Raw genomic sequence first — 22,279 nt, forward strand, 5'->3', positions numbered from 1 at the left:
CGTGTAATCCCTGGCCTTGTATCCCGCTACCTTAGAAGGTCATGCGTGCCGACAATGTGTACGAGCGATCGTTCTTGAAGAAGCTGCGTGGCGCTTCAAGCCCCGCACCGTTTAGCAGGAAGGTAGTCTTGGTCGTCGTGTCGAGCAGATTCGCCCCCGTCACGCCCAGCTTGAAGTGCTCGTTCACCGTCACGAACGCCGATGCGTCGAGCTGTCCGGTCGGCAACGCGTAAACTGGCAGGAACGGGAAGCAGCAATCGCGGTTGGTCAGTAGGAACTTTGAACGCCAGCTATACGCGACACGGGCATAGAACGGACCCTTGTCGTAGAAGCCGGCGAGGTTGACGGTGTGCTTCGACAGGCCCTGGAGCGGAAGATTGTCGTACAGGCCAGCGACGTCCTGCGGCGGACGGCTGCCATCCGCGGCGCCATTTGCGGGCACCGGGTTGGGGATCTTGCCTGCCTTCACATACGTATAGTTTGCCTGCATGCCGAGGCCGCTGAGAGCACCCGGCAAGAAGTCGAACGTCTGCTGGTACGCAATTTCCGCACCCTTGATCCGCGACTTGCCCTTCACGTTGGCGGGGCCGTTGACCTGCACGTCGAACGTCTGGCCGTTGTTCGTCAGGGTGCGCGTGTAGCCGAAATTGTCGACAATGATGTTCGACAGCGTCTTGTGGAACAGTGTTGCAGTCAGCGAGCCAACCTTCGAGAAGTACCACTCGCTGGTCAGATCGAACTGCAATGCCTCGACTGGGCGAAGGAACGGGTTCCGCGATTGCGCGGCGAACTGGAAGTTGCCGGTCGTGTTGCCGCCGGAAGCGCCGACGCCGACATAGTTGCGGAGATCGCCGAAATTAGGGCGGGAGATTGCCTTCGATCCAGCCGCACGGAACAGAAGCGTCGGGGTGACCTGAAGCTTCACGTTCGCGCTCGGCAACCAGAAGTTGAACTTCTGCTTGGCGATGTCCGGTGTGGAGGCACCGTTTGAATACGCCACGATCGCCGCCTGTTGTGCGGGGGACACCGTACAGATCGCAGGCACGGTGCCTTGACCGTTTGGCTGATCAAACGCGCGCTGACAGAAACCACCGAGCGTTGCCGGATAGGGTACGCCGGCCGCGTTATTGCCGAGGTTAGTGGGATCGAAGATCGTATTTTGCTGCGCGAAAGTGATCGCGCCGTTCGAATCGTCCTTCGTGCGGACGAAACGCACGCCGACGTTACCGGTCAGGCTCATCCCGTTGCCGAAATCCTCTACGCCGAAATCGGCACGAGCGTAGGCTGCAAAGGTACGCTCGCGATTGCGATAGACCTCGCTCGGCCGGTATGCGCCGTCAACCGTCACGCCCGTTCGATCCTCGGCTGGCTGATAACTGCCGCCGCCAAGCGCGGTGAGCTTACGCAACAGATCGGTGAATGCGTCATGATCGCCCAGTACAGCGTCAGAAACGAACGACGTACTCGGAGGCGTGTTCGTGCCACCGCGGAAGAAATTGGTGAAGTTGTAAAGTTCGCCTTGGCTAGAGTCGAGCGCCGTGTAGCTGACCGGCCCCGCGGCTGCCCACGTCTCCGACACGTTGCCCCAGTTGTTGTAGTCGACCGCCTTCACGGTTTGTTTGCGGTCGCTATAGCGACCGCCGACCCGAACGTTGCGCAGGAACGCGTTTTCGCTGACGTCGAACTGCGCGTCGCCGCGAAACGCCCACTCGTCGCCCTTATTATCCTGGCGTCCGTTGAAGGCGTCACGGAAATAGACCGAGTTCGGATTAGCAAAATAGCTGGCGGTATCGAAGCCTGGCGTGATCGAGGTGATCTGCGGAATATTGCCACGCAGGTCGATCGACGTCTGGCTGAAGGTCGCGGTGTCGAGAATATCGTCGCGCACCTTAACCTTGGAGCTCACATACTGGCCGTCGAAATTAAGATGCAGGCGATCGATCGGCTCGAACTTAATGTTGAGCGACTGATCCTGCGTGATCGACTTGGAATAGAAGTGGCGGTTGGATTGGGTCGTGAAGATTCCGTTGGGTGCGAACTGCGTCAGCGGGCAGTAGGTCACCAGCGAGCCATCGGCGTTGGTGCCGCACCCGGCGGGATTGTTGCCGAATACCTGCCCTGTGCGCTTTCCGAGCGTGCCACTGGTAAACACGCCGTCATCGTCATAGGTGAAATCAGTACCGCCGACAGGGAAAACCGTGTTGACGTCATTATAATAGACGTTCGGCTCGACAGTGTGCTCGATCCAGTCTTCGGTCGATTCGGCGCGCAGGAACTGGCCGGTGATCAGCAGACTGCGCGAGGCATTCTCATACTGCGCAGACCCTGAATAGGCGATACGCTTGCGATCGAAGTCCTGCGTACGCGATCCCCCGCCGAGTGGCGCGTAGACGACGTTGCGGCCGGTAGGCAGCGGGAAGGTGTCGAACAGCGTCGACTGGTACGGCGTACCAGCGTTGAGCACGCGGCCCTCGCCGGCATCCTGGACGCCGTTGCCGTTCGTATCGTCATTGTAGCGCGGCAGCATCGACGAGACGAAGACCGAGTCGGAACGGCTATAGAGCTTCTGATAGGTGCCGCTGGCGAGAATGCCGAAGCGTCCGGCGCTGCCGAGATCGAACTGCTTCGAAACGAGCCCGACGGCCTGCGGCGCGCTGCGCTTTTCAAGATCAGGATAATTGATCCCGCCCGACAAAAAGATCAGGTCCTTCGCCGAATCGAACGGCTTGCGCGTGTTGATGTTGACCGTGCCGGCGATGCCACCCTCGATCAGATCGGACGTAAGGTTCTTGAAAACCTCGATCGACCCGACGACTTCGGCTGGAATGTCGTTAAAGCCGATCTCGCGACCGCCGCCCGCGGCGAACGCATCGCGGCCGTTGAACTCGCCGCGCACATAGTTGAGACCACGGATGACGACGCCCGAGCCTTGCGCGGAGTAATGCTGCGAGTCGTTGGGGGCGGCGAAACGGCTGATCGACACGCCAGGAACGCGCTGCAACGCTTCGTTGACCGAGCGATCGGGGAGCGCGCCGATGTCTTCCGCGGTGATCGCGTCGACGACCGTGTCGGAGTTACGCTTGATGTTCTGCGCGTTCGCCAGGCTCTGACGGATGCCGGTGACAACGATCTCTTCGCGCTCGGGATCGGGGGTCGGGTTGCCGGCATCCTGCGCGGCGCCCGAGGTGCCGGTGGTGTTGCTAGCCGAACCAGGCGCCGTGCCCGCGGTCGCTGCATCGAGGCTGGTCGCGCCCGACGTCGTGCTCGCGGCGCCAGAGCCGGCGGGTGCCGGCACCGTCTGGGCATCGGTCGATGCAGCAGCGACCTGCGCGGACGACGGTTGTGCAGTGAACGCGACAGCGAGCGCCGATACGCTCGCCCCGAACAGGCGCGATGAAATACTAGCCATGATTACCCCTTCAACATCCACAAGCCTAGCTGTCGCCGCTTATGAAGCAGGCGTTCTCACCGGGCTTTCCCCATCAAGGCGAACGACAATCGCACGCTTGATCAGCGTGATAAGCAGCTATGTTTGCCCATACAAGTCGAATAAGACAAATCAATTGACAGATAATGCCGGACTTAATCCGACTGTGACTTTCATGTTACATTCTCGGATCGATCCTAAATCGGGGAAGAGGATGATGTACGATATGAGGCCTACGCATGTTGTGATCGTCGGCGGCGGGACGGCCGGCTGGATGACGGCAGCGGCAGTGACCCGGCTGTTGCCAAACGTCTGTACCGTTCAGCTGATCGAGTCGACGGAGATCGGCATTGTTGGTGTAGGCGAAGCGACGTTGCCTCATATCCGCGCCTTTGTCGAACGGCTGGGGCTTGACGAGGCCGACTTCATGCGAGCCACGCATGCGACCTTCAAGCTCGGCATCGACTTTCGCGATTTCGGCGCGATCGGCGACAGCTATATCCATCCCTTTGGTACGTTTGGTCGTCCGCTCGACGATGTCGGGTTCCATCATTATTGGCTCCGGCTCGCGGCCGAGGGGCGGGCCGGCCCGATCGGCGACTATTCGATCGCGGTCGCCGCTGCCAGGCGCCATCGCTTTGCCATTCCGGACGGCGCACCCGACGATCTGGCCGCGAGCTTCGGCTATGCCTATCAGTTCGATGCGACGTTGTTCGGCCCCTATCTCCGCCGCTTTGCCGAAGCACACGGCGCGCGCCGGACCGAAGCGCGGATCGTCGGGGTCGAGCAGGATGCCATTAGTGGCGATGTCCGTACGCTACGCCTAGATTCGGGCGAGACCGTCGAGGGCGACCTGTTCGTCGACTGCTCGGGGTTCCGCAGTTTGTTGCTCGGCGACGCGATGGCCGAGCCTTGGGAAGACTGGTCGAGATGGCTGCCATGCGACCGCGCGGTCGCGATGCCGTGCACCTCGCCGGACGGACCCATCGAACCCTATACGCGGGCGACGGCGAAATCAGCCGGGTGGCAATGGCGCATCCCGTTGCAGCACCGCGTCGGCAACGGCTATGTCTATTCTAGCGCGCACATAACGGATCAGGCTGCCGCCGAGGCGCTCGTCGCGTCGGTCGAGGGCACGCCGCTCGCCGACCCGCGATTCCTGAAGTTTCGTGCCGGTCGCCGCCGCAACAGCTGGGTCGGCAACGTCGTTGCGATCGGCCTCGCATCGGGATTCCTCGAACCGCTCGAATCGACCAGCATCTACCTCGCACAGATGGCGATCACCCAGTTGATCGAGCTGTTCCCGCAGCGCGCCGGGTCGGAGGGCATATCCGCCGCCGATCGGGCCGAGTTCAACCGGATGGTCGACATGGAGTATGACCGGATCCGCGATTTCCTGATCCTGCATTATCACGCCACAACCCGCGACGATTCTGAATTCTGGAACCACGTCCGGACGATGGACGTGCCCACGACGCTCGCCGACAAGATGGAACTGTTCCGCCGTGCTGGCCGCGTAACTCAGTATAGCGAGGGCCTGTTCCTCGAACCGAGCTGGATCGCGGTGTATCTCGGTCAGGGGATCATCCCGCAGGCGTGGGACCAGCGCGCGGATCGACCGGGCCTCGACGGTCTCGATCGCGCGCTCGCCAGCTTGCGCGGCACTGTCGCCTCGACCGCCAACGCAATGCCCGACCATGCCGCGTTTATCGCGCGCCGCAACGCAACGATCGCCGCGTGACCAGCCGCGCGCCGATAGCCAGCGTCGCCGTACTTGGTGCAGGAATCGTCGGTCTGTCCGCAGCGGTCGCGTTCGCGCGTGCGCTGCCCGGGCTGATGGTGACGCTGATCGATACGCCCGACGATCCCATGGCGCTGGTTGATCGCCTGCCCGGCACGTTGTCCTCGATCACCGAGTTTCACGACCGGATCGGCCTGCGCGAACGCGACCTGCTTGCGGCGGGCGCGACGCATCGGATCGGCACGCGGCTGTCGGACTGGACCGCTGACGGAGCGCCGTTCGTGCTCGCGCATGGCGAACGCAGTGGTACGATTGCACCTGGCGCGTTTCACCAACACTGGCTGAACGCACGCCGCGCCGGCAAGATCGCTGGGTTCGATGCCTTCTCGGTGCCGGCCGTGCTCGCGTCTGCGGACAAGTTCGTCCATCCGTCCGACGATACGAACTCACCGACCTCGGGTTTCGACTACGCATTGCGCCTAGATCCGCGCCGCTATCGCGATCTGTTGCATGCACTTTCCCGGCATATCGGCATCCTCTCTGTTTCCGGTGCCCTTGCCAGCGTCGAGCGCTCCCCGGATGGGCGCGTCGCGTTGCTGATGCTGACGGACGGGCGGCGCGTCTCGGCCGATCTGTATCTCGACTGTTCGGGGCCCGCCGCGCCGTTGCGCTCGACATTGGATGCGCAGTGGGACGATTGGCAGACGTGGCTGCCGGTTGACCGCCTGCTGCTTGGAACGGCTACCGCCCAGGCGCCGACGCCGACCGACGAACTGATCGCGGTGCCGGCAGGGTGGCGGTTTACGAGCGTACTCCGTGACCGGACATTGACTGGCCTGTCCTTCGCCGCTGATCAGACGTCGGATTCAAGTGCACGCCGCATCCTGCCCGCAGGTAAGACGATCATTCCCATCGCGCCGGGTGTCCGCACCGAACCGTGGAAGCACAACGTCCTTGCGTTGGGCGATGCCGCGGTCGTGCTCGATCCCTTGGCAAACGCCAATCTGCACCTCGCACACGCCGCCATCCTGCGCGCGATCGACCTGCTCCCGGGTCGTGACTGCGCATTGACCGAACTTGCTGAATATAACGCCCAAAGCGTTCGCCAGGCCGAGCGGGTTCGCGACTACCAGGCCGCGCATTATCTACCGACCGGTCGCACGCGCGGCGCGTTCTGGAAGAGGGCATCCCGCCTGCCCCGGCCCGACAGCCTCACGCATACGCTTGAGCAATTCGCGCACCGCGGGCGGCTGCCATTCTATGAGGATGAGAGCTTTGACAAGGACGACTGGCATGGGCTGTTACTGGGGCTTGGCATGATGCCGCACATTGCCGACCCGATCGCCTCGGCTACCGCCCCCGGCACGATCGCCGCCACGCTGAAGCGGCTTGCCGAGGCAACTGCGGCTCTGCCAGCGCGCCTGCCCCCCTACCCCGCCTATCTCGCGCAACTGGAGCGTGGCCAATGACCGATCCGAACCTTGGCCCGATACGGAAGGTCGTCATCGTTGGCGGGGGCACAGCTGGCTGGATGGCCGGCGCTGCGGCTGCCCGCTATCTCGACGATGGCCAGCGCCAGATCGTCCTAATTGAGTCCGACGCGATCGGCACGGTCGGTGTCGGCGAGGCGACGATCCCGCCGATCCTCGGATTCAACCAGCTGATCGGCGTCGACGAACGCGACTTCGTCCGCGCGACGGGTGCCACCTTCAAGCTCGGGATCGAGTTCGTCGGCTGGGACACGGGGGACGATCGCTACCTGCACGCCTTCGGCGGACACGGCCGCGACATTCAGGGGCTCGCCTTCCATCAGCTCTGGCTGAAACTGCGCGATCGTCCCGGTATTAGCGCACTCGACGCGTACGCCCCCTCCGCAGTCGCCGCCTACCTGCACAAGTTCGGCCAGCCCAGCGGCCAGCAACCGCTCGCCTACGCTTATCATTTCGACGCCGGCCTATACGCCGCATTCCTTCGCCGCCATGCCGAGGCCGGTGGCGTCACTAGGATTGAAGGGCGGATCGTTGGCGCCGATCGCGATCCCGACACCGGTCACGTCAGCGCGGTCCGGCTCGATGATGGTCGTTCGGTCGATGGTGACCTGTTCATCGACTGCTCGGGGTTTCGCAGCCTGCTGCTTGGCGAGACGATGAGCGTGCCGTTCGAGGACTGGTCGCACTGGCTCCCTTGCGACCGGGCGGTCGCGGTCGCGACCGAACCGAGCGCACCGCTGCTGCCCTACACGCGAGCGACGGCGCGTTCGGCCGGCTGGCAATGGCGGATTCCGCTCCAGCATCGCACTGGCAATGGCCATGTCTATTCCAGCGGGCATATCTCGGATGACGAGGCAAGCGCGCTGCTGCTCGCCAATCTCGATTCCAAGCCGACAGCCGATCCGCGACAACTTCGTTTCAAGGCGGGGCGGCGTACAAAAATGTGGAAGGGCAACGTCGTCGCGCTCGGCCTTGCCGGCGGGTTCCTTGAACCGCTCGAATCGACCAGCATCCACCTGATCCAGACGGGGATCTCGAAGCTGTTTGCGCTGTTTCCCGACCGCAGTTTCTCCGATGTTGAACGCGACGAATACAACCGGCTGATGGGCGACGCCTACACCTCGGTTCGCGACTTCATCATCTTGCATTACCATGCCACCCGCCGCGACGATTCCGCGTTCTGGCGGCGTGTCCGGACGATGCCAATCCCCGACAGCCTGACGCGCAAGCTCGCGCTGTTCCGTGAAAAGGGCCGCATCTTCCGCTACGATGACGAGCTGTTCGGCATTCTGAGCTGGGTGCAGGTGTTGCTTGGGCAGAACGTCACCCCGGTCGGCTATGATCCGATCGTAGATGCGTTGGATGCCGATCGGGTTGCCGACGCGCTGCGCGAGATGCGCGCCGCGACGTTGCGTACCGCGAAAGCCCTGCCGGACCATGCGGAATTCGTCGCCCGGCACGCGCCGTTCGATCGCCACCAGGAGTTTGCCAAATAATTTGGCTTTTTCTCTCGGGCGTGCTTTTTGAGGCCTGATTGTGCAGCCCGGCCAGAGATCCGGCTGCCGAAAAAGGGGATGACTGATGACCGAACGTTCGATCCGTATCTTTGGCGCTACTGCGTTCGCGTCGTTGCTCGCGTCTACCGCTGGCGCCCAGACAGCACCTCCTGCCCCGCTCCCCCCAGGCTATGCCGAGCGCGACCTCGTTCGGTCGGAATGGCCGGTGCAGGTTCGCCAGTCGCTGGGACAGGTCGCACCGCAGGACCCGGCTACACTTCCGCGCAGCCGTGCCCCCTTGTCGAAGCCCGTTGCCAAGCCCGTACCGCCTGGTCCGGCACTGGCGAAGCGCTCGCCCGGATCGTGGACCGTCGCCGGCTGGCGGCTCGCCGAAGCACCCAGCGTTCGGGCGAACGGTGCCGCAGTATCGCGCGTAGGCTATGACGCCGAATCTTGGTACGTCGCCACCGTGCCCGGCACCGTGCTAACCACGTTGGTCGACCGCGGCGTCTATCCCGATCCCGCCTTCGGGCTGAACAACATGGCGATCCCCGAGCGCCTCGCCCGCCAGGATTACTGGTACCGCACCGAAATCGAAGTGCCCGCCGAGACCGTCGGCAAGCATCTCGAACTGAACTTTAAGGGCGTGAACTACGCGGCCGAAATCTGGCTGAATGGCGCGCGTCTGGGCACGATGAAGGGCGCCTTCATCCGCGGCCGGTTCGACGTGACGGGCAAGCTCGCCCCCGGGCGCAATGTCATCGCCGTGAAGGTGTCGCCGCCGCCGCATCCCGGCCTTGCGCATGAGGAATCGATGACCGCAGGGGTAGGCGAGAACGGCGGCATGCAGATGCTCGACGGCCCGACCTTCGTCGCGACCGAGGGCTGGGACTGGATCCCGTCGATCCGCGACCGCAATACCGGTCTGTGGCAAGGCGTCGACCTGATCGCGACCGGGTCCGCCGCACTTGGCGATGCGCAGGTCGTCACGACCTTGCCCAATGCCGACAACAGCGTCGCGAACGTCGAGATCACGGTCCCCGTCCGCAACCTGACCGACCAGCCGACGACGGCGGTCGTCACTGCCAGGTTCGACGACGTGACGGTCAGCAAATCGGTCTCGCTCGCACCGCGTGCGAGCGCCGACGTGACGATGGCACCCGCCGAGTTTCCGGTGCTCGCGGTGCGCAATCCCGAGCTCTGGTGGCCGAACGGCTACGGTGCGCCGGCGCTGCATGACCTGACGCTGACCAGCACGATCGGCGGCGCGGTGTCGGATACGAAGACGCTGCGCTTCGGTATGCGGCAGGTGACCTATGAGATTTCGCTGATGGACAAGACCGATACGCTGCGCCGCGTCGGAATCGACCTATCCAAGGCGCGCGCGCTGCACACGCAGATCGTCGATGGTACGCACCAAGGTATCCTCCAGACCGAGAATGGCTGGGCGGCGTCGCTCGTCCCCGGCGCCGAGACCTCGCCCGCGGTGACGCCGATCGCAGGCGATGCCGGGCTCGCGCCGTATCTGCTGATCAAGGTCAACGGCGTGCGGATCGCCGCGCGCGGCGGCAATATCGGCATGGACGACTTCATGAAGCGGACCGAGCGCGCGCGCCTGCTGCCGTTCTTCCGGCTGCATCAGGATGCGAACCTCAACATCATCCGCAACTGGGTCGGCCAGAATACCGAGGAGACGTTCTACGATCTCGCCGACGAACACGGGCTGATGATCCTCAACGATTTCTGGGAATCGACGCAGGATTACAACCTCGAGGCGCAGGACGTGCCGCTGTTCACCGCCAATGCCGAAGACGTGGTGAAGCGGTTCCGCAACCATCCCTCGATCGTAGTCTGGTTCGGCCGCAACGAGGGCGTGCCGCAGCCAATCCTCAACGAGGCGTTGCAGGGAATCGTCAACCGTGACGACGGGACGCGGCTGTACATGGGCTCGTCGAACCGGGTGAATCTGCAGAACAGCGGGCCGTACAACTGGCGTCCCGAGGCGAGCTATTTCACCGAACACGCCAAGGGCTTTTCGGTCGAACTCGGTACGCCGAGCTTCCCGACACTGGAAGCGTGGACGCGCGCGCTGCCCAAGGCGGATTTGTGGCCGATCGGCGATGCGTGGGCGTATCACGACTGGCACCAGACCGGGAACGGCGCCGTCAAGACGTATATGGATGCGCTGGCGACGCGCTATGGTGAGGGCACCAGCCTGCCCGACTTCGAACGCAAGGCGCAGATGATGGAGTACGACTCCTACCGCGCGATCTTCGAAGGGTTCAACGCCGGGCTGTGGACCACCAACTCGGCGAGGATGCTGTGGATGACGCAGCCAGCTTGGCCGTCGTCGGCGTGGCAAATCTTCTCGTCGGACTATGATACGCACGCCGCGTTCTATGGGACGAAGAAGGCGTCGGAGCCAGTCCATGTCCAGATGAACCTGCCCGATCACAAGGTGGTGCTGGTGAATAACGGCCCGGCGCTGGCTGGCGCGGTCGTGCATGCCAAGGTAACGTCGCTCGACAACCGCGTGCTTGCCGAGCAGCGTGCGACCTTGAGCGCGGGGGCGGGTCTGGTGGCGGACGCGTTCACGCTCGATCTTGCGCCGTTGCTGGCGAAGGGCATGGTGCTGGTGTCGCTCGACGTCACCGACGCGGCGGGCAAGATCGTCTCGCAGAACGTCTATTGGCAGGGTGCTGACGACGCCGCCTATCGGGGTATGACGATGATGGCCAAGGCCCGCGTCGCCGCCACCGTCTTCAGCCGCCGGGACGGCGACGAGATCGTGACGACGCTGGACCTGTCGAACACGGGCTCGGTCGCAGCACTCGCGACCAAGCTGACGGTGATGAACGGAGCCGGCACGCAAGTCCTCCCCGCGTACTTCACCGATAACTACGTATCGCTACTCCCCGGCACTCGTCGCCGCGTGGAAATCCGCTACCCCGCCTCCGCGACAAAGGGACGGACGACGGTCGCATTGCGCGGCTGGAACGTGACGCCGACCACTGTGAAGGTACAATGATGAAGACGCTCCTCGCCCTCGCGCTCCTGTGCACCGCCACCTCCGTATCGGCGCAAGACCGGCATCTGTTGTCGCCCGATGGGGCGATCGACGTGACGATCGGCCAAGATGCGGCTACCAAGGGTCCGACCTACGCCATAGCCTTTCACGGGCGGCCGGTGATCGGCACGTCGCCGCTGGGCCTTGCGTTCGAGAGCTACAAGAAGCTTGGCCCCGACACCGCGGTTACCGGTGCTGCGCGCACGAACGCCGATACACGCTATCGCTTGATTGCGGGCAAGACGTCGGCCGCGCGCGATCAGTATAACGAGCTGACGCTGGGGCTGACCGAGACCGGCGGCGCTCAACGCAAGCTCGATATCGTATTTCGCGCGTATGACGACGGCGTCGCGTTCCGCTACCGCCTGCCCGTCCAGCCCGGCTTCACCGACCTGCGGCTCGCGGGCGAACTGACCGAATTCGCCTTCCCAGCCGATTATCGCTGCTGGGGGCTCAATCTCGGCCGGTTCGACACCAGCCACGAGGGCGAATACGACCCGCTCAACGCATCGCAGGTCCGCCCGCACAATCTGTTCGAGACGCCCGTCACCTGCCGCACCGGCTCCGGCGATACCAGCTTCGCGCTGACCGAGGCGGATCTGCGTAATTACTCAGGCTCCTACCTCACCGGTCGCGAGACTGGTGCGCTCGGCTTCGTCACGCGCCTGACGCCGCGGCTCGACGATCCCGCGATCGCGGTGAAGGCCGATATCCGTACCACCGGGCTAACGACGCCGTGGCGCGTGGTGATGCTCGGCGACACGCCGGGCAAACTGATCGAGTCGACGATCTTGACCAGCCTCAACCCTGCGCCGAAGGGCGACTTTTCGTGGGTGAAGCCGGGCAAGACCGCGTGGGACTGGTGGAACGGCCCAACGCTGAGGGCACTGCCCAAGGCGGGCATGAACGACGCGACGATCAAAGCGTATATCGACTTCGCCGCCGCCAACGGCCTGCCGTACATGCTGATCGACGAGGGCTGGTACATCAACAGCGGCGGCGGGCCGGTGGTGTATCCGGGAGCCGACATCATGACGATCGTGCCAACGATCGATCTGCCCAGCCTCGTCCGCTACGCCGCCGACCAGAAGGTGGGGCTGTGGCTGTGGGCGAACTGGCGTGTGCTCGATGCCAAGATGAACGCGGCGTTCGATCGCTATGCGGCGATGGGGATCAAGGGCTTCAAGGTCGACTTCATGGACCGCAGCGACCAGCAGATCGTCGAATTCTACGACCGGATCTTCAAGGCGAGCGCTGCGCACCGCCTGATGCTCGACCTGCACGGCGCGTATCATCCGACCGGCGCGACGCGGACATGGCCGCAGTTCCTGACGCAGGAGGGCGTGCTCGGCGCGGAATACAACAAGTGGACGCGACGCATTACCGCGCGGCACAACGTCACGCTGCCGTTCACGCGCGGGCTGGCGGGACCCTACGACTATACCCCCGGTGGTTTCCGCAACGCGACGCCCGCGACGTTCCGGATCGAACCGCAGACGCCGATGGTGCAGACCACGCGGGGACAGGCGCTTGCCATGTACGTCGTGTTCGACAGTCCGTTCATGGGCGTATCCGACAGCCCGGATAATTATGCGGGCGCGGCGGGATTCGACTTCATCCGTGCCGTGCCCGCAACTTGGGACGAAACCCACGTCGTGTCGGGCGAGATCGGCGAGCGGATCGTCACCGCGCGCCGGTCGGGCAAAGATTGGTATGTCGGCGCAATGACCAACGAGACGGCACGGACCGTAGACGTACCGCTCGATTTTCTTGGCAGTGGCCGCTTCACCGCGACAATATGGCAGGACGGTGCAAGCCCCACCGACGTCATCACGACCACGCGCGTTGTCACTGCACGCGAAACGTTGACCCTTACACTCGCAGCATCGGGCGGCGGCGCGATCCGTTTCGTTCCGATCCGATGAGGACGCTCCGATGAAACCGACCCGCCTGCTGATTGCAGCACTCGCCTTCGCCGTAGCATTCCCTGCCCTCGCCGCCGACCCTACGCCCGAGCAGAAGGCACGATGGGCCAAGGAAGCCGAGGAGCGGCTGCACACCGATTGGGCGTATCTCGGCCGCTACCGCGATGCGAACGCAGCCCTACTTGCTCCCGTCAAAGGCCAGCCACGGATCGTGCTGATCGGCGACTCGATCACACAGGGCTGGTTCGACCAGGTGCCGGCGTTCTTCAAGGACGGCCGGTTAGGTCGCGGCATCGGTGGCCAGACCACGCCGCAAATGCTTGTGCGCTTCCCCGCCGACGTGATCGAGCTGAAGCCCGCAGTGGTACAGATCATGGCCGGCACAAACGATATCGCCTTCAATACCGGGCCGATGACCCCCGACGAGAGCAAGGCGAACATTCGCGCGATGACGGAACTCGCGCAGGCCAATGGCATCCGGGTGATCCTCGCCTCGATCCCGCCGGCAGACCAGTATCCTTGGCGTCCGGGGCTTGATACAGGCAGCAAGATCGTGGCGATGAACACGTGGCTCAAGGCCTATGCCGCGGCGACTGGTTCGACCTACGCGGATTACTGGTCCGCACTGGTTGCACCCGGCACCAACGGCATGCGCGCAGGCCTGTCGTCGGATCACGTTCATCCTACCCCCGCGGGCTATGCGGTGATGGCGCCGGTCGCCGATCTCGCATTCGCAGCAGCGCTGGCAAAGCCCGCGCCCACCCGCGCGATCATCGCGCGGTGATTCTGCTCGCTGGGCTGCTAACCGCCACGATCGTTTCCACCCCTCAAGGTGCCCTGCGCGGCGAAGTGACGTCGGACGGCCGCCATCTGTTCCGCGGGATACCTTACGCCGCGCCTCCGATCGGCCCGCTACGCTGGAAACCGCCGCAACCGATGCGTCGCTGGCAGCGTCCGCGCGATGCGACCAAATCCGCACCGTCCTGCCCACAGGTAGATCATGGCTGGAACACGCAGGCTGCAAATTCCGCGAGCGAAGACTGCCTTTACCTCGAAGTCGCGACGCCCGACCTTACGCCGCGCAAATCGCTGCCGGTGATGGTGTGGATTCACGGCGGATCCAACTATGCGGGTGGCGGCGCGGGTACGATCCAGTCCGGCTTGGTGCGCAACGGCGTCGTGCTTGTTAGCATGCAATACCGCCTCGGCGCGCTCGGATTCCTGTCGCATCCGGCGCTGACCCGCGAGGGGAGCGGTGCATCGGGCAATTACGGTCTAATGGATCAGCAAGCGGCGCTGCGATGGGTGCGCGCCAACATCGCGGCGTTCGGTGGTGACCCGACCAACGTCACCCTGTTCGGCGAAAGTGCCGGCGCGATGGACGTCGGCCTGCACCTGCTCAGTCCTGGATCGCGCGGGCTATTCGCCAAGGCGATCGAGGAGAGCGGGACGCCCGGCTTCGGGACGCCACCGCGCAGCCTGGCCGAAAACGAACGCCTTGGCACATTGATCGCGGTCAAGGCGGGCATCCGACAGACCACTGCCGCGATGCGTGCGCTTCCCGTCGCCAAGCTCATCGAAGCCACCGAGGCTGTCGAGGTGCCAGGGCTCGCCGACAAGAGCTTCATCTGGCTTCAGGCGGTCGTTGATGGCCGCGTACTGACGGAGTCGCCCGCTGCGAGCTTAGTAAAGGGCGGCAACCCCGCCCCGCTGATCGTGGGTAGCAACGCCCGCGAACTGACGCTGCACGGTGGTGTCGCGCGCGCGGACGACGCGATCGCGGAAGCTTTTGGCAACAACGCCGCCATCGCTCGCAAGGTGTACGGCGTGGACACGATCCCCGTTGCCGATCCGCGGCTGGGTGATCTAGACCTGATCCTGTCCAATGACATCACCTTCCGTTGTCCGGTAACGACAATTGCCGCCGCTCGCACGCGCGCGGGTCAGCCGGTCTGGCAATACCAGTTTGATTACAGCGCGCCCGATGCCAAGCCCGTGACGCACGGCAGCGAAATTCGCTACGTGATGACGAGCGCGCACGATCTGGAGCCTGGGGCGCCGCCAATGCAGGCCTATTGGTTAGCCTTTGCGCGCACCGGCGATCCGAACGCTGCCGGACTGCCCGCGTGGAAGCGTTTTGATCTTGCAACCAAGAGTTATCTTGGCTTCGTGAACGGTGGCCCGCAGCCGGGGGCGGATCTACGCGGCGAAGTGTGCGGCTTGCGCAGCGCACCTTAGCGTCAAGCGGGCGTAGCGCAACGAAGCGTTGTTCTCCCGGGACGGTCGCAGGCCAGTGTGGGTCCCCGCCTTCGCGGAAAAACAAGTATCCATACAATAAAGTCTGAATTCGACCGGCGCTGAAATTTTGAATCCCTTCCTCTGCGCGTGTGGACTCCTTTAAAATGGCCAAAGCCGTGCCGCACCGCGGACACCGCTGCTGTCGCCCCACACCGCCTGGACGATCTTCGCATTCCAGGCGTCGGAAAAGGTATGTCGACGCACCGCATTAGGCAGCTGGGCGTAAATCTCGACCACGTTCGACATGCCGCCGCCGAGCACGAAACAGTCGGGATCGATCAAATTGGCGAGCAAGGCGATCGCACGGCCGAGGCGATCGACGTAGCGCTCCAGAGTTGCCGCCGCGTCGGGATCGCCGTCGCGCGCCGCCGCGATGATCGCCGCGCCTTCTAGCGCCTGGCCGGTGACGATCTCGTGATCGCGCCGAAATCCCGTTCCCGATACCCAGCTCTCCAGGCAACCGCGCTCGCCGCACCAACATTCTGGCCCGGGATACTCAGACTCGTTCGGCCAAGGCAGCGGCACATGGCCCCATTCCCCGGCAATGCCATTCGCCCCTTCTATAATCCGCCCGTCGATCACGAGACCACCGCCACAGCCGGTCCCTACGATGATTGCGAACGCCGAGCGCGCGCCGGCTGCCGCGCCGTCGACGGCTTCGGATAAGGCGAGGCAATTGGCGTCGTTCGCCATCCGCACAGGTCGGCCGATCGCGGTCTCCAGGTCTTCGCGGAACCGGCGTCCGTTCAGAAACAGCGAGTTGGCGTTGCGCATCAGTCCGGTTTGCGGGGAAATCGACCCTGGCGTACCGATACCGATCGATGCCACGGCACCGTTAGCCGCCCCGCCCGCCTCGACTTCGACCGCGTGGACAAGCGCGCGGACATCGCGCACCGCCGCGTCATAATCGCCTGGATTTGGCACCCGCAATCTGCTGAGGAAGCGCCCGTTGTCATCGAGCGCCGCCGCCTCAATCTTCGTGCCGCCGAAATCGATACCAATCTGGATCATCGTCCGTGTTTCTCTCTGCCCGATGTCGCGCGGCGAGGATCGGAGTGGAACGCGTACGCGTTATTCGACGGTGCGATTGCACTCGCTCGTCCCTTGCCTCTCCCATCACCGCCCTGCCAGCGTGTTGGGCTGAATCTACCTAGATTGTTGTATATTAAAAGCTAAATTGCATTAATCGCCTCCTGACGTGTGGCCGACCTGCATGAGGATCGCTTCGGAGGGTAGGATGTGATCGAGGAACGGCAGGATTGCCGCACCGATCGCGGGGGCATCGTTAGACATCGTCGCGCGGACGACCCGCGCCGGAGACGGCAACCTTGAATCGGCAAGCATGACGTTCAAGCGCTTGACGAGTGCATCGACGAGCGTGGCCGGCAGACGCCCACCGATCAGCACTGCGCCGGGATCGACCAGGCAGCTGACCGCGATCAAGGGCTCGATCAGCGACTGCGCTGCGTCCTCGATCCAGCGTTCGACAATTAACGCCACCGTGGCGTCTTCGCGGGTCAGCGCTTCGACTGTGTCGATCTCGCACCCGCCAGCGTGTAGCCTTGCATAGAGGGCAGATAACGATACGGTTTCCTGCACCGTCTGCCGTCCTGCGCGCCGTGTCATATCGGGCATGAAGCCGATTTCACCACTACGTGCGCCAGCACCGCGAAAGTAGTTGCCGTCGATCACCAAACCGCCGCCAAGTCCTGCGCTCACCAGCACATAAAAAAAGCTACTCAGAACCATGCCCGATCCGAACTGCGCTTCGCCTATCGCGGCCGCAGCCGCATCATTGTCGATATGCACGGGCCATGGCACGATCCCCTCTACCATGGCTTGGACGTCGACGTCGTTCCAGCTTTCATACGCGGACGGTCGATGGGGCAAGGTCACCCGGCCGAGATCGTCAGGCATCGCGACGCCAACGCCAAGCATGCGCCGCTCGTCGATCAGCTTCGATGCGCGGATGACTTCAATCTGACGGCGTAGCCATCCGGCAACCACGTCAGGCATCGCGAACGCTGCTTCAAGCGTCGCACGCGTCAGCACGGAACCGGCCAGATCGAGCGATACGATTGTGATGTGATCTCGGTCGATATTAATCCCGATAGAGAAGCCCCCAGCGGGATTAATCACGAGTTGAGAGGCCGGCTGTCCGCGCGGACCTTGTCGTCGCCCTGCCTCCCTGATCAGTCCGGCATCAAGTAACCTTTTCGCGATGTTCGCGATCGTTGGCGCCGTCAGTCCAGTAATCGCTGCCAGATTACTCCGGCTGGCTTCGCCGCTAACGCGGATGGCTTGTAGCACCGTACGCTGATTGTAGTCGGCCGCGCGCTCAAGATTAGTGCCGGAGAGGCTTATACCCAAACGCGTGCCTCTATCCAAAGACCTCGGCTTTACATTTGGATGACTAGAATCCGGTGCGCTGTCCTGTGTCGCCATGCCCTCGCGAGTTCCGCCCCTTTCGTGTGGTCTTATACTGGTTATAACGTGCCAGCCTTGGCCGTTACCTGCAACGAGTTGCATCTTTTGGAAGCGTTGGCAGCCACATCCGGCAGAAATAATGCCATCCCGCCGGCTAACGCCAAAGCGTCGTCGTCGGCTACCCCACCGGGACGCCGAGACTGCGGCAACGCCCCCCCCCCCCGCCGCGTGGACATCAAAGGTGATCATAAGGAAGCCTAGGTTTTAGCATAGCGAGCATCGGTTGTGTGGTTTAGGCGGGCGCGGCAAAGCCGGCACGGTGCTTATTTGGCATTCCGAAGCGCTTGAACTCGGCGGCACGCCCCAGTGGCGGTCCCGCGGCATCATATGGGGTGGCTTTACGGGAATGATGATACTCTCGTTTGATCCATACCGGTCCCGAGCAGCCGACAGATGCAATATCTGCAATCGCGAATAATGGAATTTGCATTCGCTATTCGCTGTTTTCCGTTATACTCAGAGCAGGCCTTTCAGGCATCCTCTCCTTAATAACTTTCGGGTCGCTTCGGCGGCCCTTTCTTTTTGCCTGCGTTTTCAAGATCCGCGACGCGCAGAAGCTCGTCGGAAAGCATGAACGTAGGCTGGCCGATCGCCGCATAGCTAGGCTCGTCGGCTCCGGGAGTAGTGCTTCCTTAGATTCAGGGAAATGGTTGTGGATCGGCGCCGATCCATACTCAAAGCATATCCGGGGCGCTGCCAGAGCGCATGCTTCAGACTCCATAGTGCGACGTGCTTGAAGAAGTTCGAACACATCGACGTCCTCCTCGAGGACCATACCCAACCGCGAGGGCTTTGAAATGACATAGGTTCCAGAGCCCCGGGGGACCGAAATGATTCCCTCGGTCTCTACCGCGATCATTGCCTCCCGAATCGTCGGACGCGACACGTTGCAGAAATCGTAAGTTCGCGTTCAGGGGGAGACGTGCGCCGATCCCGAATGCTCCGCTTGCGATACGCTCCTTCAACTTAGCGGACACGCGGGCGTAGCTGCGGATGGAGATGTCTTCGGTTATCATGCCCGAAACTACCGCTACTAATCGGTGACCACAAGCAGACGAGGAAGTTGGACGGCTCAGCGAGCGGCTGCATGTACGAAGAAATCCTACCGGTCGATGTACCTACACTCGGAGGAATGGCGGTTTCTATGAAACGCCGCGCTGCTGGCGGCGCACGCCCAGTCGCCGTGAACGCCAAGCCACCAAACCGAAACTTCCGATTTGGTAGCTGAACATTTGTTGCAAACCTTTCCCTTCTGATGTCCGCCAGACTTTCAATAATACACGGCGGTTCGTTGGGAAACTCGGTATAGACCGCGATAAACGGACCGCGGACGACAAAGGACGAGGTCCCGCCGCTCAGTCGAACTTGAAGCGCACGCCAAGCGCAAAGGTACGGTCGATTAGCAGCGTGCTGGAATTAAACTGCTCGGGGTTACCCACATCGCCGAACTTGTAATAGTTCTGCTGCTTTGCCTTGGTCAAGTTCACCGCGTCGAAGGTCAAACCGATATCCTTGTTCACATTCAAGGTAAGCTGGAAGTCCAGGCTCTTTTCCGGAGCGCGCCAGAAGCCGATCGGATTAGCGAACGACCGGGCTTCGTTGCTCTGCAGGAACCCTTTGCGCCAGACATACGACAGACGTGCGCCAATCGGCCCGTTGTCGTAGGCCAGCGTCGCATTGTACGACAGTTTCGATACGCCGAAGAACGCCGATTTCGTCGATCCCGTGATCTCGCCGGCAGTGTTGGTGAGCGGGATGGCCTGTTCGGAATCCAGGATCGTAGCGCTGCCGGTGACACCAAGCCCGTTCAGAGGACCCGGTAGATAAGTCGGGAAATAGGTCAGACCCAGTTCGACGCCCTTCAGCACGCCGTCCGAAGCGTTCACCGGACGGGTGATGTTAAACGATTCGGTATAGGTCTCATTGCGCGGCAAATAGTTATTGGGGATCAACTCACGCACCGTAAGCGGCACGACCAACCCTTCGATCTCACGGCGGAAGGCCGTCACATAGATCGCACTGTTGCGTTCGAAGTACCATTCGACCGCCAGATCGATGTTCTTCGAATGTGTCGGGGTGAGGTTTGCCGTTCCCGAAGTGCCCGAACCAAAGCCGATACGCGACAAATCGCCCGTGAGCACTGGGTTGGGGTTCAGATCACCGAAACTCGGACGCCGGAGCGTTTCGCCATAGTTAAAGCGGATACGCAGATTATCCGTGATTGCGTAGCGCGCGGTAAAAGAGGGCAGCCACTTCTCGGAACCGTTGGACACGCTCGTTCGGGCAAAGTTGGCACCGCGATCGAAATAGTCATAATCGGTATCGATCGCCACATAGCGTACGCCTGCCTGAAGCTGCAGGGGACGTCCGAAGATGCTGATCTCGCCATCGGCAAGGGCATAGGCGGCCAAGTTCGTTTCCGAGATGCCGAACACCTGGCCGAAACTCAGCTGGTCGGAGAGTAACAGGCCGGGGGCCACGGAGCGATACAGGGTACGGACGGCATCCCGGTTCATGGTGCGCGGATCGGCCTGCACCCAGCTCGTGGGAATGTCTGCCCGACCATCGAAGAAGCCGCTGTTGGTGAAGGGCTTGCCCTCACCGAAGGCCGCAAGCGTGGTGCCCAGCCCCCCCGCGCCCTGGTCGCGCACGTAATTGTCAGCCTTGCGGTCGTCGAAACGGAAGCCCGTCTTGATGCGCCGCAGGAAACCGTCGTCCCAGCCATATTCGCCATCGAGCATCATCGTCAGCGCGCTGCCGGTATTCTTGGTACCGCTGTCGAACAGGTTGCCGACCGTCCATGCCGTCGCGTCGGTCAGCACGGCCTGATTGCCGAAGCTGTAAGACGGCAGCCCACCGCCCGCGTTGAAGTCCACGTCGATGTCGAGCGGCCCGCGATCCGTGCGGATGGCGAAGAACGAGGTCTCGTTCTTGCTGTCCTGATACGTGATGTCGGCCGAGATCTTGCCGCGGTCGGCCACGTCCCACTTGGCGTTGAACGCATAGACATAGCTGTCGGTCTTGCTGGTGCCCGTGTCGCCGCTGTTGAACCCCGCTACCGCTCCGACCTGACGCGACTTGATGATGTTCGTCCCGTCGAACAGCTCGAAGCTCGACCCCGGATTGGTCGGCAGGTTGCCCCACCAATCGACGAAGCTGAAGTTCAGGCTGTTGAACGTCTTGCCCTTGAAGCCGGTGTAGAAGACTTCCGCCGTGTAGACCGAACGATCGTTGGGCGCCCATTGCAGCGCTGCATTGAACGCGCGACGTTCGCGCTTGCCGTAGACATCGGACGCGATGACCGCGTCTCTCGACAGATAATACGGCGTATTCACGCCATTGATGTTGAGCGTGGAGCCCGGCGCGGTGGGCAGACCTGCGTCCAGGCCCGGCGTCCAGTTCTGGTTCCTGTCACCCGGGAAGATCCGCTGCAACGGGGTAAGGCCCGAACCCGCCGCCGGGTTTTCCGTTGCGAACGGCACCATGGCGCCGGCCTGTAAATTCTGGTTGCGGAATTGAGCGCGCGTGTAGCTGCCGTTTACGAGCAGCCCGATATCACCGATGCCGGTTTTCCAACGGTCGCTGATCAGGAGCGCAGCGTTGGGGTTGGCCTTGTCAGCGAGTTCCGAGTAGATTCCGCGCACGAGGCCAGATATCGTAAAACCATCGAAATCGAGAGGGCGCCGGGTCTGTACGTCGATCTGCCCGGCCAGGCCCGTTTCCAGCTGGTCGGCCGAGCGAGTCTTGTAGACGTCCACCTGCTTGACGAGGTTCGCCGAGATATCCTGCAGGGCGAAGGACGTGCCGGCCGCGGTGAAGATGTTGCGCCCGTTCAGCGTCGTCAACGGATCGGTCAGACCTCGGATTGTGATCGTCGCCGCTTCGCCGCCGGCGCGGTCGGTGACCTGAATGCCGGTAACGCGCTGAAGCGCTTCAACGACGTTGTTGTCGGGCAGCTTCCCGACATCTTCGGAAACGATCGAATCGACGATCTGGATAGAGTTCTTGCGAACGTTGAGCGCGCCGACGATGCTTGCGCGGACGCCGGTAACCACGATGTCCTCGTCATTCTGGCCCGCTGCCGCGAGGTCCTGTGTGGTCGTGCCATCGCTCTGGCCGGGCGTTCCAGTCGCAGTGACGTCGGTGCGGTCCTGCGGTGTGGTCGGGACGGCCTGCGTATGGGCCGGCGTGCCGAGCATGAGCGCAACGATCGATGCGGAGCACAAAATCAACGGTTTCATCGCCATGCGGCCTCTCCCTAGCGTGTCCATCCGGCCTTGTTCGCGGCACGGTATTACTCGGACAATCGCTATGGCGGGGCGGGCATCGATGCAAGTATTATTTGTTA

General features: G+C 62.8%; 12 protein-coding genes. 7 read left to right on the plus strand and 5 right to left on the minus strand.

Annotation, left to right across the window (positions count from 1 at the left end):
• Window positions 1–31: 31 nt before the first annotated feature.
• A complete protein-coding gene (locus FHY04_RS05835; RefSeq protein ID WP_183935763.1) occupies window positions 32–3,409 on the minus strand; it encodes a TonB-dependent receptor in 3,378 nt (1,125 codons plus the stop codon).
• Between the two features lie 244 nt (window positions 3,410–3,653).
• On the opposite strand from FHY04_RS05835, the gene FHY04_RS05840 reads away from it, so the two are divergent.
• The 7 genes from FHY04_RS05840 (at window position 3,654) to FHY04_RS05870 (ending at window position 15,384) form a co-directional block, all read left to right on the plus strand.
• On the plus strand, window positions 3,654–5,168 hold the full coding sequence (locus tag FHY04_RS05840; RefSeq protein WP_183935764.1) for a tryptophan halogenase family protein: 1,515 nt from the start codon (window positions 3,654–3,656) through the stop codon (window positions 5,166–5,168).
• Window positions 5,165–6,637, plus strand: coding sequence for a tryptophan 7-halogenase (locus tag FHY04_RS05845; RefSeq protein ID WP_183935765.1), 1,473 nt, complete (start codon window positions 5,165–5,167; stop codon window positions 6,635–6,637). The genes FHY04_RS05840 and FHY04_RS05845 overlap by 4 nt, the downstream gene beginning before the upstream one ends.
• Window positions 6,634–8,154: a tryptophan halogenase family protein gene (locus tag FHY04_RS05850; protein ID WP_183935766.1), complete on the plus strand. Its 1,521-nt coding sequence runs from the start codon at window positions 6,634–6,636 to the stop codon at window positions 8,152–8,154. Before FHY04_RS05845 ends, FHY04_RS05850 begins: the two co-directional genes overlap by 4 nt.
• Before the next feature lie 85 nt (window positions 8,155–8,239).
• Window positions 8,240–11,182: a glycosyl hydrolase 2 galactose-binding domain-containing protein gene (locus tag FHY04_RS05855; protein ID WP_183935767.1), complete on the plus strand. Its 2,943-nt coding sequence runs from the start codon at window positions 8,240–8,242 to the stop codon at window positions 11,180–11,182.
• On the plus strand, window positions 11,182–13,146 hold the full coding sequence (locus FHY04_RS05860; RefSeq protein ID WP_221211654.1) for a glycoside hydrolase family 97 protein: 1,965 nt from the start codon (window positions 11,182–11,184) through the stop codon (window positions 13,144–13,146). The genes FHY04_RS05855 and FHY04_RS05860 overlap by 1 nt, the downstream gene beginning before the upstream one ends.
• Window positions 13,147–13,156: 10 nt before the next feature.
• Complete coding sequence (locus tag FHY04_RS05865) at window positions 13,157–13,930, plus strand: SGNH/GDSL hydrolase family protein (RefSeq protein WP_183935769.1); 774 nt, start codon at window positions 13,157–13,159, stop codon at window positions 13,928–13,930.
• Complete coding sequence (locus tag FHY04_RS05870) at window positions 13,927–15,384, plus strand: carboxylesterase/lipase family protein (RefSeq protein ID WP_183935770.1); 1,458 nt, start codon at window positions 13,927–13,929, stop codon at window positions 15,382–15,384. Before FHY04_RS05865 ends, FHY04_RS05870 begins: the two co-directional genes overlap by 4 nt.
• Window positions 15,385–15,543: 159 nt before the next feature.
• Here the strand turns inward: FHY04_RS05870 and FHY04_RS05875 are convergent, their stop codons facing one another.
• The 4 genes from FHY04_RS05875 to FHY04_RS05890 all read right to left on the minus strand — a co-directional run bounded on the left by FHY04_RS05875 (window position 15,544) and on the right by FHY04_RS05890 (window position 22,178).
• Entirely contained in the window at window positions 15,544–16,455 is a 912-nt protein-coding gene (locus FHY04_RS05875; RefSeq protein ID WP_031393294.1) for an ROK family protein, read from the minus strand.
• Between the two features lie 171 nt (window positions 16,456–16,626).
• Window positions 16,627–17,889, minus strand: a complete 1,263-nt coding sequence (locus FHY04_RS05880) for an ROK family transcriptional regulator (RefSeq protein WP_183935771.1) — start codon at window positions 17,887–17,889, stop codon at window positions 16,627–16,629.
• A 475-nt stretch (window positions 17,890–18,364) separates the two neighbouring features.
• Window positions 18,365–18,817, minus strand: a complete 453-nt coding sequence (locus FHY04_RS23010; RefSeq protein WP_409349146.1) for a FadR/GntR family transcriptional regulator — start codon at window positions 18,815–18,817, stop codon at window positions 18,365–18,367.
• Between the two features lie 469 nt (window positions 18,818–19,286).
• Complete coding sequence (locus tag FHY04_RS05890) at window positions 19,287–22,178, minus strand: TonB-dependent receptor (protein WP_183935773.1); 2,892 nt, start codon at window positions 22,176–22,178, stop codon at window positions 19,287–19,289.
• Window positions 22,179–22,279 lie beyond the last annotated feature (101 nt).

The organism is Sphingomonas sp. BK481 (assembly GCF_014194875.1).
In the GTDB taxonomy this organism is placed as follows: domain Bacteria; phylum Pseudomonadota; class Alphaproteobacteria; order Sphingomonadales; family Sphingomonadaceae; genus Sphingomonas; species Sphingomonas aerolata.

Coding starts and splice junctions, on each gene's coding strand:
- FHY04_RS05855 (WP_183935767.1), top strand. CDS start 8,240: ATGACCGAACGTTCGATCCGTATCTTTGGCGCTACTGCGTTCGCGTCG.
- FHY04_RS05835 (WP_183935763.1), bottom strand. CDS start 3,409: ATGGCTAGTATTTCATCGCGCCTGTTCGGGGCGAGCGTATCGGCGCTC.
- FHY04_RS05865 (WP_183935769.1), top strand. CDS start 13,157: ATGAAACCGACCCGCCTGCTGATTGCAGCACTCGCCTTCGCCGTAGCA.
- FHY04_RS05875 (WP_031393294.1), bottom strand. CDS start 16,455: ATGATCCAGATTGGTATCGATTTCGGCGGCACGAAGATTGAGGCGGCG.
- FHY04_RS05840 (WP_183935764.1), top strand. CDS start 3,654: ATGAGGCCTACGCATGTTGTGATCGTCGGCGGCGGGACGGCCGGCTGG.
- FHY04_RS05890 (WP_183935773.1), bottom strand. CDS start 22,178: ATGGCGATGAAACCGTTGATTTTGTGCTCCGCATCGATCGTTGCGCTC.
- FHY04_RS05850 (WP_183935766.1), top strand. CDS start 6,634: ATGACCGATCCGAACCTTGGCCCGATACGGAAGGTCGTCATCGTTGGC.
- FHY04_RS05860 (WP_221211654.1), top strand. CDS start 11,182: ATGAAGACGCTCCTCGCCCTCGCGCTCCTGTGCACCGCCACCTCCGTA.
- FHY04_RS05880 (WP_183935771.1), bottom strand. CDS start 17,889: ATGGCGACACAGGACAGCGCACCGGATTCTAGTCATCCAAATGTAAAG.